Below are 14,678 nucleotides of genomic sequence, written 5' to 3'. Positions count from 1 at the left end.
AGTCATTAGTCATGAACTAAGAGATTAATGACTTAACCAAACCCCATCAATGGTTTCTGACTCCATCATGCAATTAATAGACACCCACGTACATCTGAACTTTGACCTTTTTCAACCAGATTTAGCAGCAGTGCGATCGCGTTGGCAACAAGCCGGAGTAGTGCGTTTAGTCCATTCCTGTGTTCACCCAGAAGAGTTTGCCAGCATTCAAGCATTGGCACAGGAATTTCCTGAAATCAGCTTTGCAGTGGGTTTACATCCTTTAGATGCACATAAATGGCAGGATCAGACAGCAGAGAAAATCAAAACTCTAGCCAGTGCTGATCCTCAAGTAGTAGCGATTGGGGAAATGGGGCTGGATTTTTACAAGGCCAATAACCAGGAACAACAGTACAAGGTATTTGAGGCACAATTAGCGATCGCCGCAGAACTGAACTTACCAGTGATCATCCATTGTCGGGATGCCGCACCACAGGTCAGAGAAATACTGCAAAAATGGCGGGAAACACAAGGGGAAAAAGTACGGGGAGTAATGCACTGTTGGGGAGGAACACCAGAAGAAACTCAATGGTTTCTGGATTTGGGCTTTTACATCAGTTTCAGTGGCACTGTCACCTTTAAAAGCGCGAAAACAATCCAAGCATCAGCGGCCATGGTGAGTAGCGATCGCTTGCTCATAGAAACAGATTGTCCATTTCTAGCACCCACACCCAAAAGAGGCGAAAAACGCAACGAACCAGCTTATGTAGGTTATGTAGCTGAACAAATAGCCAAAATTAGGGGAGAAACAGTAGAGGCGATCGCCCATCAAACCACTGCAAATGCTTGTAGGTTATTCGGACTGTCAATAACATAAAATTAGCTATCAGTCAGTCGCCAAAATTCAGAAAAACTGAAAACTGATAAAAAACCAAAATTCAGACTTTCGGAGGACAAAACTGTGCTAATATTATTCCCTCAAAAACATTTTACTTGCGTCATAATGATAAAGGAAGGGAATTTTTAACTAGCTGCTGAAAATTACTGTTAAATGCTAGGTATAAAATATATCTAGTCAATTACATGGTGGTGAATGTTGATCAACACAAAATTCAAGGACATCTAAAAATATCTCTACAAGCAGATGCTCTCAATAAATAACAAACCCTGGAAGCCTAGTTTGATATGGAATTGTACACAGCAGCGGATTTTTGTGTATTGAAATATAGAAAATTATTAAATTTTTAGACTTAAAAGCCTTGTGACAAAAAAACAGCAAAAGAAATCCATCCTGATTCCCAGCCAACACTCGCGGATTCTTCATTATTTTTGGGTTCTTACTGTGAGTATAGATGAGGTCCCTAAAAGATACAACAGTATGGATGCGGAATTAATGAACAGGCTGTGTGAAAGAACTGGAGAGAGAAAAACCAAGAAAAATCAGCAAGATATAGACCATCTAATCTTGTTTCAAGATTTAGCACACAGACTTTTTCCATCCTTACTGATACTCAGAGGCGCTTAACCACTTGTCAAAAACACCAATTACAGATTTAATGACTGCAAAACAGTAAAGAGTTGGCAGCGTCAGGAGAAGTTACTCAACAACTTGCTCCCCACAAAGTGAGAGTCGGAACACCACAGCAGGGTTTCCCTGCTCGATCCAAGCGAAAGTTTAACCAGGTTGACAAAGGTAGAGGCATGACAAACGAAACATACATGGAACCAGCCTTTCTGTTGCCAGACTTGATTGAAATCCAGCGTTCAAGCTTTCGCTGGTTTTTAGAAGAAGGGCTAATAGAAGAGTTGAACTCATTTAGTCCGATTACAGACTACACAGGAAAACTAGAACTGCACTTTATCGGACAGAACTATAAACTCAAAGAGCCTAAGTATAGCGTTGAAGAATCCAAACGTCGGGACAGCACCTATGCAGTACAAATGTATGTCCCTACCAGACTGTTAAACAAAGAAACAGGTGATATTAAAGAACAAGAAGTATTTATAGGTGATTTGCCCTTAATGACAGATCGGGGAACGTTTATTATTAACGGAGCCGAACGGGTTATAGTCAACCAAATCGTGCGATCGCCAGGAGTTTATTACAAATCAGAAATTGACAAAAACGGGAGAAGAACCTATTCTGCCAGTTTAATCCCCAACCGGGGGGCATGGCTAAAATTTGAAACAGACCGTAACGATTTAGTGTGGGTACGCATCGACAAAACCCGCAAACTATCAGCACAGGTACTGCTCAAAGCATTAGGATTATCAGACAACGAAATCTTTGATGCCCTACGCCACCCAGAATACTTCCAAAAAACCATAGAAAAAGAAGGGCAGTTTTCCGAAGAAGAAGCCCTGATGGAGTTATACCGCAAACTACGTCCCGGTGAACCACCCACAGTCTTAGGAGGACAACAACTCTTAGACTCCCGCTTCTTCGACCCCAAACGTTACGACTTAGGCAGAGTTGGTAGATACAAACTCAACAAAAAACTTCGCCTTTCCGTACCCGACACCATGCGCGTCCTCACTCCTGGGGATATCCTAGCCGCAGTCGATTACCTGATCAACCTAGAATACGACATTGGTAGTATTGACGACATTGATCACCTTGGAAATCGCCGAGTTAGAAGCGTAGGTGAACTCTTGCAAAACCAAGTCAGAGTAGGATTGAACCGTTTAGAGCGCATCATTCGGGAACGGATGACCGTATCAGATGCTGAAGTTTTAACACCAGCATCCCTAGTTAACCCCAAACCCTTAGTAGCAGCAATCAAAGAATTCTTTGGTTCTAGCCAACTGAGTCAGTTCATGGATCAAACCAACCCCCTAGCGGAACTGACCCATAAACGCCGACTCAGTGCTTTAGGTCCTGGTGGTTTAACCAGAGAAAGAGCCGGCTTTGCTGTACGGGATATTCACCCTAGCCACTATGGACGTATCTGCCCCATCGAAACCCCAGAAGGACCAAACGCAGGGTTAATTGGTTCATTGGCTACCCATGCCCGTGTTAACCAATATGGATTCTTAGAAACACCATTTAGACCAGTAGAAAACGGACGAGTGTGCTATGAAAAAGCCGCCGTCTACATGACAGCAGACGAAGAAGACGATCTACGGGTAGCACCAGGAGACATTCCCGTTGATGAAAATGGCCACATCATTGGACCCCAAGTACCGGTACGCTATCGCCAAGAATTTTCCACCACCACACCAGAACAAGTAGACTACGTAGCAGTTTCCCCAGTGCAGATTGTTTCCGTAGCAACCAGCATGATTCCTTTCTTGGAACACGACGACGCGAACCGGGCATTGATGGGTTCTAATATGCAACGGCAAGCAGTACCTTTACTGAAACCAGAGCGTCCTTTGGTGGGAACAGGTTTAGAAGCTCAAGCTGCTAGAGACTCTGGAATGGTAATTGTTTCTCGCACCGATGGCGATGTAGTGTATGCAGATGCTAACGAAATTCGCGTCAGAGTCCGAGAGAGAACAGGTGACAGGTTACAGGTGACAGGTGACAGCGAAGAAACTTCCTCTTTCCCAGTTTCTAAACCCCAGGAAATTAAATATGTCCTGTCTAAATATCAACGTTCTAACCAAGATACCTGTTTAAACCAAAAACCCCTGGTTCGCATTGGCGAGAAAGTGGTAGCCGGACAGGTGTTGGCAGATGGTTCTTCTACAGAAGGGGGAGAACTAGCACTAGGACAAAACATTGTTGTTGCTTATATGCCTTGGGAGGGCTATAACTACGAAGACGCAATTTTGATTTCTGAACGGTTGGTACAGGATGATGTTTACACCTCTATTCACATTGAAAAATATGAAATTGAGGCCAGACAAACTAAACTTGGACCAGAGGAAATTACCAGAGAAATTCCCAACGTGGGGGAAGATGCTCTCAGGCAATTAGATGAACAGGGAATTATTAGAATTGGCGCTTGGGTAGAATCTGGTGACATTCTAGTGGGAAAAGTGACTCCTAAAGGTGAATCAGACCAACCACCAGAAGAAAAACTGCTACGGGCGATATTTGGAGAAAAAGCCCGTGATGTACGCGATAACTCCCTGAGAGTTCCCAATGGAGAAAAAGGGCGGGTGGTAGATGTGCGTTTATTCACCAGAGAACAAGGTGATGAGTTGCCACCAGGGGCAAATATGGTAGTGCGGGTGTATGTGGCACAAAAACGCAAAATCCAAGTTGGGGACAAAATGGCAGGAAGACATGGGAATAAGGGGATTATTTCCCGCATCCTGCCAGCGGAAGATATGCCTTACTTGCCCGATGGTTCACCGGTGGATATTGTGCTGAATCCTTTGGGTGTACCTAGCCGGATGAATGTGGGGCAGGTGTTTGAATGTTTGTTAGGTTGGGCTGGTCAAAACTTGGGAGTGCGGTTTAAGATTACTCCTTTTGATGAAATGTATGGGGAAGAGTCTTCCCGCCGCATTGTGCATGGCAAGTTGCAAGAAGCCAGGGATGAAACAGGGAAAACTTGGGTATATAACCCTGATGACTCTGGGAAAATTATGGTTTATGACGGACGCACTGGCGAACCTTTTGACCGTCCGGTAACGGTGGGTGTAGCTTATATGCTCAAGTTAGTGCATTTGGTGGATGATAAAATTCACGCCCGGTCTACTGGTCCTTATTCTCTCGTTACTCAACAGCCTTTGGGTGGAAAAGCTCAACAAGGTGGGCAAAGATTTGGAGAAATGGAAGTGTGGGCTTTAGAGGCTTTTGGCGCTGCTTATACTTTGCAGGAATTGTTAACAGTGAAATCTGATGATATGCAAGGTAGAAATGAGGCACTTAACGCCATTGTTAAGGGTAAAGCTATTCCCCGTCCAGGTACTCCTGAATCTTTCAAAGTGTTAATGCGAGAATTGCAATCCTTGGGTTTGGATATTGCTGTGCATAAGGTAGAAACCCAAGCAGATGGTAGTTCTTTGGATGTGGAAGTTGATTTAATGGCGGATCAAGGTTCTCGCCGTACTCCTCCCCGTCCTACCTATGAGTCACTTTCCCGTGAGTCTTTGGAAGAGGAAGAATAACAATTGTTGGCGATCAACTGGATAATTAACAATTGAAATTTATCGGTTGTTAATTATCAATTATCAATTATCAATTATCAATTAATTATGAGATCGATTCAATCTAATCAATTTGACTACGTAAAAATCGGTATAGCTTCACCAGAACGTATCCGTATTTGGGGTGAACGCACCTTACCTAATGGTCAGGTAGTGGGTGAGGTAACAAAACCAGAAACCATTAATTACCGGACTCTGAAACCGGAAATGGATGGTTTGTTTTGTGAACGAATTTTTGGACCGGCTAAGGACTGGGAATGTCATTGTGGTAAATATAAACGAGTGCGTCACAGAGGAATTGTTTGTGAACGCTGTGGTGTGGAGGTAACAGAGTCACGGGTGCGACGGCACAGAATGGGTTTTATTAAACTAGCTGCTCCTGTTGCCCATGTGTGGTATCTCAAGGGGATTCCTAGTTATATTGCCATTTTGCTGGATATGCCTTTGCGGGATGTAGAGCAAATTGTTTATTTCAATTCTTATGTGGTGTTAGCTCCTGGTAATGCAGATACTCTCACCTATAAACAATTGTTGACTGAAGATCAATGGCTGGAAATTGAGGATGCAATTTATAGCGAAGATTCCCAACTGGTGGGGGTAGAGGTAGGTATTGGGGCTGAGGCACTGCTGCGATTGTTGGCTGATATTAATTTGGAACAGGAAGCGGAAAATCTGCGGGAAGAAATTAATAACGCTAAGGGGCAAAAACGGGCGAAGTTAATTAAACGATTGCGGGTAATTGATAATTTTATTGCTACTGGTTCTAAGCCGGAGTGGATGGTAATGTCAGCTATTCCGGTGATTCCGCCGGATTTGCGCCCAATGGTGCAGTTGGATGGGGGAAGATTTGCTACTAGTGATTTAAATGATTTATATCGGCGGGTGATTAATCGGAATAATCGCTTGGCGAGGTTACAGGAAATTCTGGCACCGGAGATTATTGTCCGTAATGAAAAACGGATGTTGCAAGAGGCAGTAGACGCATTAATTGATAATGGTCGCCGGGGGCGGACAGTAGTAGGAGCAAATAACCGTCCTCTCAAATCTTTATCAGACATTATCGAAGGTAAGCAAGGACGTTTCCGGCAAAACTTGTTAGGTAAACGGGTGGACTATTCTGGACGTTCTGTGATTGTAGTAGGTCCAAAGTTGCAGATTCACCAGTGTGGACTACCCAGGGAAATGGCCATTGAACTGTTCCAGCCTTTTGTGATTAATCGGTTAATTCGTTCAGGGATGGTGAATAATATCAAAGCGGCGAAAAAGTTGATTTCTCGCAATGACCCCAGTGTGTGGGATGTGTTGGAAGAGGTGATTGAAGGGCATCCGGTGATGTTAAACCGAGCGCCTACGCTGCACAGATTAGGGATTCAAGCTTTTGAACCAATTTTAGTAGAAGGTAGAGCTATTCAACTCCATCCCTTAGTATGTCCAGCATTTAACGCCGACTTTGATGGCGACCAAATGGCGGTTCACGTGCCTTTGTCCTTGGAAAGTCAAGCAGAAGCCCGGTTATTAATGTTGGCTTCTAATAACATTCTTTCCCCAGCAACCGGTAAACCTATTGTCACCCCTAGTCAAGATATGGTGTTAGGAGCATATTACCTGACAGCAGAAAATCCCAACGCTACTAAAGGTAAAAACAGCTTCTTTGCTTCCTTAGATGATGTGATTATGGCGTATCAGCAGGATCAGGTAGACCTACATTCCTATATTTACGTACGGTTTGATGGAGAGATGGAAACCGGACAGCCGGATAATGAACCGCAGGAAGTTGTAGAAAATGAAGATGGCAGCCGGACTTTGTTGTATAAGTTCCGTCGTGTGCGTGAGGATGCCCAAGGAAATTTAATTTCTCAATATATTTACACTACTCCTGGAAGAGTAATTTATAACAAAGCGATTCAGGAAGCATTAGCAAGTTAATCAATTAACAATTGACAATTCCCCATTGTCAATTGTCAATTATCAACTGTCAATTATCAACTGTCAATTATCAATTATTAAGATGACTGAAAAAATGATTTTTCGTAACCTTGTTGTTAATAAAGGTCAACTGAGAAACTTAATCGCATGGTCATTTACCCATTACGGGACGGCTCGGACTGCGGTAATGGCAGATAAACTTAAAGACTTAGGCTTTCGTTATGCCACCAAAGCCGGAGTTTCCATCAGTGTTGATGATTTGATGGTTCCCCCTTCTAAAAAATCCCTCCTGGAAGCAGCAGAAGCAGAAATTCTCAGCACCGAGGAAAGATTTAAACGAGGAGAAATCACAGAAGTTGAACGTTTCCAAAAAGTAATTGATACCTGGAACGGAACTTCCGAAAGTCTCAAAGATGAAGTAGTGACATACTTCAAAAAAACCAATCCCCTCAACTCCGTATATATGATGGCATTCTCAGGAGCTAGAGGGAATATCTCTCAAGTAAGGCAATTAGTGGGAATGCGGGGACTAATGGCTGACCCCCAAGGGGAAATTATTGATTTACCGATTAAAACCAACTTCCGAGAAGGATTAACCGTTACAGAATATATTATTTCTAGTTATGGAGCGAGAAAGGGATTAGTTGATACAGCATTAAGAACCGCCGACTCTGGATATCTCACCCGGCGATTGGTGGATGTTTCCCAGGATGTGATTATTAGAGAATTTGACTGTGGCACCACCAGGGGTATTCCTCTACGGGATATGACAGATGGGGCTAAAGTATTAATTCCCATTGGGACAAGATTAATGGGGCGGGTAGTGGCTCAAGATGTAGTTCATCCGACCACAGGAGAAATGCTGGCACCCCGGAATACTCCGATTTCTGACGACTTAGCAGCAGAAATTCAAGAGGCAGGAGTCAAAGAAGTTATAGTGCGATCGCCCCTCACCTGTGAAGCAGCCCGTTCAGTATGTCAACACTGTTATGGTTGGAGTTTGGCACACGCCAAAATGGTAGACTTAGGGGAAGCGGTGGGAATTATCGCGGCTCAAAGTATTGGCGAACCAGGTACGCAATTAACCATGCGGACTTTCCACACCGGAGGAGTATTTACCGGAGAAGTTGCCCAACAAGTGCGAGCAAAAGTTGAAGGTACAGTAAAATTTTCTCGTAAATTAAAAACCCGTCCCTATCGTACCCGTCACGGGGAAGATGCCCTATATGCGGAAACCAACGGCACTATGGTTTTAGAAACCAAGGGAGATAGAGAAAGTCAAGAAATTTCCATTACCCAAGGTTCAACCTTATATATTAACCCTGGACAACAGGTAAAAATTGCCCAATTAATAGCAGAAGTAGCATTAGGCGGTAAAACCACCAGAGCAAACACAGAAAAAGCCGTTAAAGACGTAGCAACCGACCTAGCCGGAGAAGTACAATTTGCCGATGTAGTAGCAGAACAAAAAACCGACCGACAAGGTAACACTACCACCACAGCAGCCAGAGGAGGATTAATTTGGATTTTATCTGGAGAAGTGTATAACCTACCACCAGGAGCAGAATTAGTAGTAAAAAATGGAGATGCGATCGCCTCCAATGGAGTTTTAGCAGAAACCAAATTAACCACCGTACATGGTGGAGTAGTGCGACTGCCAGAAGCTATCCCCGGAAAAGCCACCAGAGAAATTGAAATCATCACCGCTTCCGTAATATTAGATCAAGCAACAGTAACAGTTCACAGTTCCCAAGGGAAAAATAATTACCTAATTCATACAGGACTAGGGACTGGGGACTGGGGACTAGGGACTGGGGAAGAGGGAGAGGATCAAAATTTTTCCCAATCACCAATCACCAATCACCAATCACCAAACACCAAATCTCAAACCTTTAACCTCCGTGCTACCCCCGGAACAAAAGTCCAAAATGGTCAAGTAGTAGCAGAATTAATTGACGACCGTTATCGCACCACCACAGGCGGCTTCTTAAAATTTGCCGGCATCGAAGTTCAGAAAAAAGGTAAAGCCAAATTAGGCTATGAAGTAGTAACAGGAGGAACCCTGTTATGGATACCAGAAGAAAGCCATGAAGTAAACAAAGATATTTCCTTATTGTTAGTAGAAGATGGGCAATTTGTAGAAGCTGGAACAGAAGTAGTCAAAGACATTTTCTGTCAAACCAGCGGCGTGATAGAAGTTACCCAGAAAAACGACATTTTGCGGGAAATAGTCATCAAACCTGGTGAACTGTTAATGGTCGATGATCCAGAAACAGTAATTGGTAGAGATAACACCTTTATCCAGCCCGGTGAAGAATTTATGGGAACAGTAGCCACAGAACTGCGATATATTCAGTATGTAGAATCCCCCGAAGGACCAGCCCTACTAAGTCGACCAGTAATAGAATTTGACGTACCAGCCCACCCTGACGTACCCTCCACAACCTCCATCAGTCAACAAACAGGCAGATCCATTCAACTACGGGCATTACAGCGTTTACCCTACAAAGATGGAGAACGAGTGAAATCCGTGGAAGGGGTGGAATTGTTGCGGACTCAGTTGGTATTGGAAATTGAACAAGAGGGAGAACAGGATCATGCTTCGCCTTTAGCAGCGGACATTGAATTGGTAGCAGATGGTGAAAATGCTGAGATTCAAAGATTGCAGTTAGTAATTTTGGAATCTTTGGTGATTCGGCGAGACATTGCCGCAGATGCTACCCAAGGCAGTACCCATACTACCCTAGAAGTGGAAGATGGCATGACCATTGCACCGGGGGCAGTGGTAGCAAGAACACAGATTTTGTGTAAAGAAGGGGGAACAGTACGCGGTGTCAAGAGAGATACAGAAGCCGTGCGTCGTTGTTTGGTGCTGCGAGAAACTGACATGATCACCGTAGAAACTACGACAGCGCCAAAGGTGAAAAAAGGTGATTTGTTAGTAGAAGGTACAGAAATTGCTGCGGGAGTGACAGCACCAGAGTCAGGTCAGGTAGTGGCAGTGAATATTAGGGAAAATATTTCCTCCCCTGCCTCCCCTGCCTCCCCTGCTTCCCCTGCCTCCCCTGCTTCCCCTGCTTCCCCTGCTTCCCCTGCCTCCCCTGCCTCTTACTCCATTACCATTCGCGTTGGCCGTCCTTACCGAGTCAGTCCCGGAGCAGTATTGCAAATTGAAGATGGAGGACTAGTACAACGAGGTGATAACCTAGTCTTGTTAGTGTTTGAGCGAGCGAAAACCGGAGATATCATCCAAGGTTTGCCAAGAATTGAAGAATTATTAGAAGCTCGAAAACCCAAAGAAGCTTGTATTTTATGCCGTCGTCCAGGAGAAGTAAAAGTCGTTTATGGAGATGGAGACGAAGCATTAGGAAGAGAAGCTTACGCTATTAAAGTTTTAGAAGCCGGTGGTAGCGTTACCGATTATCCCCTTGGACCAGGGCAAAATCTGATAGTTCCCGATGGTATTCATGTAGAAGCTGGACAACCCTTAACCGATGGACCATCTAACCCCCATGAGATATTAGAAATATTCTTTAGCTTAGGTTCAGAAGATGGAATCTATGCCTGTGCTAGTCATGCCTTACAAAAAGTACAAAGCTTTTTAGTAAATGAAGTGCAAATGGTGTATCAGTCCCAAGGCATTGATATTGCAGACAAGCACATTGAAGTAATTGTCCGGCAGATGACCAACAAAGTCCGCATTGACGATGGTGGAGACACCACCATGTTGCCCGGTGAATTAGTAGAATTGCGCCAAGTAGAACAAGTAAACGAAGCAATGTCCATCACAGGCGGTGCAAAAGCACAGTATACTCCAGTATTGTTAGGAATTACCAAAGCATCCTTAAATACTGACAGCTTTATTTCAGCAGCCTCCTTCCAAGAAACAACCAGAGTATTAACTGAAGCAGCCATTGAAGGTAAATCTGATTGGTTACGGGGTTTGAAAGAAAATGTAATCATTGGGCGATTGATTCCTGCTGGCACTGGTTACAACACCTATGAAGAAACCACCACCATTGAAGACTATGGTACTGATTTAGGTACTGGGGTTTTAGATGAAGTAGATGATTCACTGGATATGGTTTTAGACGACCGCACCGCTAAATTATACAGCTTAGATTCTTCTGACTTAGGTGATAGTAGTTACAGCAGTAGACGGGGTGACAGGCCTATTTATGACGACGACGACGATTTAATTGCTGATGAAGTGATTGCAGATGTTGAAGAAGAAGAAGAAGAAGAATACGAAGAAGAAGACGATGATTATGATGAAGAATAAAACCGAAAGGTAATTTTTAGAAAAAGCAAATGTAGGGGTTTAGCAATACTAAACCCTTTCTTTATTTCCAAAACTTACGCAAAATATCTCTCAAACCCTCTTTCCTTCCTGTCCTTCGTTCCTACCCCTGCGAAGAACACCTCCAGCGAACGTAATTCATTCCTCCATAACTTCTGCGTAAATCCGAATTTCTTTTGCATTTTTCCTTAGCTTTTAAGCCAACCAAGACCTTTAAAACATCCTCTAAAACTATCCCCAATTCCCAATTCCCAATTCCCTGATGCTTGACTGTTTGCACACTTGCTGCTTTACTAAATTAGTAAATCATACATTTAATAAAGATGACTACAGAAATTGATATTCCCGCTTTAAATACTTTAGAATATGTCACTTACATTGACGAAAATGGAGAATTACCAGCACATTTTCAGGGTAAAATAGGAGCCTATGCCATTTTTGACAAAGATAAAATTCTGCAATTCGTTAGTTATTCCCGTGATGTTTATCTTAGTTGCAAGCAGCATTTAGTCCGTCAACCAGAAAAATGTTATTGGTTAAAAGTTCACACAATTGAACGCCCTAACCGCACGATTTTAGAAAAGATTGAAAATACTTGGATTGTTGAAAATGGTAGCCTTCCATTAGGGAATGGAGAAAACAAAGAAAAATGGACTAATCCTATAAATACTCAAGCATTAATGACAGATGAAGAAAAAGCTAATTATCAAAATCCACTAATTGATGAATCGTCGAAAAGTAAAATCATCAAAAATGTAGCTCGGCGAATTGAATCAGAAATTTTAGCAGTTTTAGAATCAAGAGGATTAAAAACTCAAATGCGTTTTCATCCTAAATTAAAAGAAGAAGGTTTACTAGATTTAAAATAATTGATAATTATCAATTATCAATTATCAATTATCAATTATTTCCCCTATGAACTACGAAATAGCGCGAAAGTTACTTATAGATCAAACAGCAAATGAAGAAAACCCAGATGCTTTGTTAAATCGTCTCAAACAAGGAAAACCACCAGTACCAGGTCAAATTACCTCTGTTTTATTAGCCTTAAAAATTGTGTTTGAAGCTCTAAAAGATGCTCATAGCTTAGATAAAGAACTAGCATTAGCTTTATATAAATTAGGTATTAGAGCTTTGCAGTTATTTGCTACAGGATCTAAATCTGGAGTTGAATGGCCACCACTGCTAAAAGAAGATTTACAACGCATTTCCCGATCCGCTGAAAGTATCTTTTCCGGTAAATGGGAAACTATTTAAGGTTTGCTAAATAGGGGTTGCTGAGAAAGTCTTTCTGTGAGGGCATAGGAGTCAGGAGTCAGGAGTCAGGAGTCAGGAGGAGATTTGAAAATTTCTTTGCCATCTCTTGAAATCCCAAAAAATGCACACTTTTTCCGGTATACCCTTCAAAACCCTTGCACTAATTTCTGTGTTTATCAGCCTCTAACCTTTGATATATCAAGGTTTTAGGTTTATTCAGCAAACCCTAAATAAATGTAAAACCCAGATAGAACAAAGGTTACAGGTAGTCAGTGAGCTTGTCGAAGTGCTAATAAAGAGGAAAAAATCGCCAGGGTTTTCAAAGGTATACCTGAAAAAGTGTGCATTTTTTTAGATTTCGAGAGATAGCAAATAAATTTTCCCACCTCCTCCTGACTCCTGACTCCTGACTCCTGACTTCTGACTCCTGACTCCTTGAACTCCTGACTCCTGACTCCTTACACATAATCAAGGGTTTTCTGGGAACGTCTGCACCTTACCATCGGGACTAAAGACAACTCTGAGTCTGAGGTTTTGTCCAGCTTGATTAGTAGAAACAAAGGGTTTACCAATTTCTGGTATACCAGTGTCATTAATATATTCTCTAGCGGCTCGGTTCAAGGGGAAAATGCGTTCAATAGTACCGTCAACACCCAAAATCAGACTATATTCTAGTGTCTGGGAAAATCCCGTAGGTGGCCGCCAATTCTTTTGTAAATAAGCTCTAGCTTCTGCTGCTTGAGGTACATCAAATAATTTGTTTTCCTCAGCAGCAACCTGTGTTGGGAATGGTCTTTGTCTTGCTGATCGCAATTTTTCTATTAAATCATTATCGGGAGATTTGGTTGAAGAAGCAGCTTGATCTAATTGCTGTGAATTTGGTGTAGAGGATTGTTGTCCAGAAATCTGACTCTGCACATCATTAGGTAAGGTAGCAATAGATCCAGATATAGAAGAGATACTACTTGTATTTCCAGAAGGCAAATTTTGACCAGTGACAGGAGGAATACCACCTTGGTTAATCACTCCTGTAGAGTTTTGTTGGGAACTGGGTATTGGTGCTGTTCCTGGAATTTGTAGACTGCTAGGAGGGACTGGCTGTGTCTGTGGAGGTATTGTCAGTCCATTATTTGGCAATGTTCTAGCTGTGGGAGGCACGGTAGCATCAGGAAAAGTCAGAGGTTTTGGATCTAGAGTAGAATCAGCGGGTATCACGGGAGTCTCTAAATCAGGCGGCTTTATAGTATCACCACTACTAGGGGGAGATGGTAAACCAGCAAAGGAAGTCCATTCTGGTTGAGGAGTGGTTAAGTTCAGAGATGGTGCAGTTACAGTAGTTGCTGGTTGTGTGTCAGAAGTAGTCTTTTTAGCTGTTTGCTGCTGATTTTGCCTCATGCTGCTGGCATATTGCCAGGTTAAGGGAGCTAAACCCAAAGCTAGTGCTATTACTGCGGCTATAGGTGTCCAAGTAGGCAAACTGGGAATTATTGATTTCTCACTGTTGAGATTTGGTAATATTATGACATCAGTGGAATATTCTTCTAAGGCCGTGGCCAGATCAAATAGTTGTAATAGAGTAAGTTGAATTATCGGTCCTGACGTTTGATTAGCAAGGGAACCGAGATATAGTTTATGAGTTAAATTGTCACTAGATTCTAAATAAATTGTTGCCTCTAAAATTCCCATACTAGAGGGATTTGGGGTTTTAGGCGACGATGATGATGATGGGGTAACATCTTGTACTTCTGGTTGATCAGATGTTTTGCTTGATGGTTGGGATTCTAAGGAAGTGAGACAAAAGTTATCTGCTGATTTTTGTAGAAGTGCCTGAACGTAGTTAGTAACAGCATTACACAAGGCTTCTAGTTGATCACGATCGCCCTGAATAGGTACTCTCAGTTCTTCTGGTAGTGTTGGATCATCAAAGTGCAGTTGAAAACGAAGTTGATTCAGGACTGTTTGCCCTATCCAACGAGATAAAGGTGAGCTTTGCGCCAAGATTTCCAGTGTACAAGTGGGGGGAGTGTAGCGACGAATGACAGAATTTGATCCAGGCATAGCAAGAATGGCAAGGGGGACAAAAAAGAATTTTCGATTTTGGATCAGTGATTTC

Annotated in this window: 7 protein-coding genes; 6 read left to right on the top strand and 1 reads right to left on the bottom strand. The window is 42.7% G+C overall.

Annotated elements, in window-relative coordinates; translation table 11 throughout:
• Positions 1-67 precede the first annotated feature (67 nt).
• The 6 genes from H6F47_RS10715 to H6F47_RS10690 all read left to right on the top strand — a co-directional run bounded on the left by H6F47_RS10715 (position 68) and on the right by H6F47_RS10690 (position 12,565).
• Complete coding sequence (locus H6F47_RS10715) at positions 68-856, top strand: TatD family hydrolase (RefSeq protein WP_190649130.1); 789 nt, start codon at positions 68-70, stop codon at positions 854-856.
• An 824-nt stretch (positions 857-1,680) separates the two neighbouring features.
• Positions 1,681-5,043, top strand: coding sequence for a DNA-directed RNA polymerase subunit beta (gene rpoB, locus H6F47_RS10710; protein ID WP_190649102.1), 3,363 nt, complete (start codon positions 1,681-1,683; stop codon positions 5,041-5,043).
• A gap of 87 nt (positions 5,044-5,130) precedes the next feature.
• Positions 5,131-7,008, top strand: a complete 1,878-nt coding sequence (locus H6F47_RS10705; protein ID WP_137666250.1) for a DNA-directed RNA polymerase subunit gamma — start codon at positions 5,131-5,133, stop codon at positions 7,006-7,008.
• A gap of 82 nt (positions 7,009-7,090) precedes the next feature.
• Positions 7,091-11,290, top strand: a complete 4,200-nt coding sequence (locus H6F47_RS10700) for a DNA-directed RNA polymerase subunit beta' (protein WP_190649099.1) — start codon at positions 7,091-7,093, stop codon at positions 11,288-11,290.
• 341 nt (positions 11,291-11,631) lie between these two features.
• On the top strand, positions 11,632-12,177 hold the full coding sequence (locus tag H6F47_RS10695) for a GIY-YIG nuclease family protein (RefSeq protein WP_190346342.1): 546 nt from the start codon (positions 11,632-11,634) through the stop codon (positions 12,175-12,177).
• A 46-nt stretch (positions 12,178-12,223) separates the two neighbouring features.
• Positions 12,224-12,565 (top strand): Dethiobiotin synthetase, encoded by a 342-nt coding sequence (locus tag H6F47_RS10690; protein WP_096566765.1) that lies wholly within the window; start codon positions 12,224-12,226, stop codon positions 12,563-12,565.
• A gap of 468 nt (positions 12,566-13,033) precedes the next feature.
• Here H6F47_RS10690 and H6F47_RS10685 read toward each other — a convergent pair whose 3' ends face one another.
• Positions 13,034-14,623, bottom strand: a complete 1,590-nt coding sequence (locus H6F47_RS10685) for a DUF4335 domain-containing protein (RefSeq protein ID WP_190649097.1) — start codon at positions 14,621-14,623, stop codon at positions 13,034-13,036.
• Between the last annotated feature and the right edge of the window lie 55 nt (positions 14,624-14,678).

The sequence above is a fragment of the Sphaerospermopsis sp. FACHB-1094 genome, assembly GCF_014696195.1.
GTDB lineage: Bacteria > Cyanobacteriota > Cyanobacteriia > Cyanobacteriales > Nostocaceae > Sphaerospermopsis > Sphaerospermopsis kisseleviana.
This window is presented reverse-complemented; position numbering and strand designations above follow the sequence as displayed.

Coding starts and splice junctions, on each gene's coding strand:
- H6F47_RS10715 (WP_190649130.1), top strand. CDS start 68: ATGCAATTAATAGACACCCACGTACATCTGAACTTTGACCTTTTTCAA.
- rpoB (WP_190649102.1), top strand. CDS start 1,681: ATGACAAACGAAACATACATGGAACCAGCCTTTCTGTTGCCAGACTTG.
- H6F47_RS10705 (WP_137666250.1), top strand. CDS start 5,131: ATGAGATCGATTCAATCTAATCAATTTGACTACGTAAAAATCGGTATA.
- H6F47_RS10700 (WP_190649099.1), top strand. CDS start 7,091: ATGACTGAAAAAATGATTTTTCGTAACCTTGTTGTTAATAAAGGTCAA.
- H6F47_RS10695 (WP_190346342.1), top strand. CDS start 11,632: ATGACTACAGAAATTGATATTCCCGCTTTAAATACTTTAGAATATGTC.
- H6F47_RS10690 (WP_096566765.1), top strand. CDS start 12,224: ATGAACTACGAAATAGCGCGAAAGTTACTTATAGATCAAACAGCAAAT.
- H6F47_RS10685 (WP_190649097.1), bottom strand. CDS start 14,623: ATGCCTGGATCAAATTCTGTCATTCGTCGCTACACTCCCCCCACTTGT.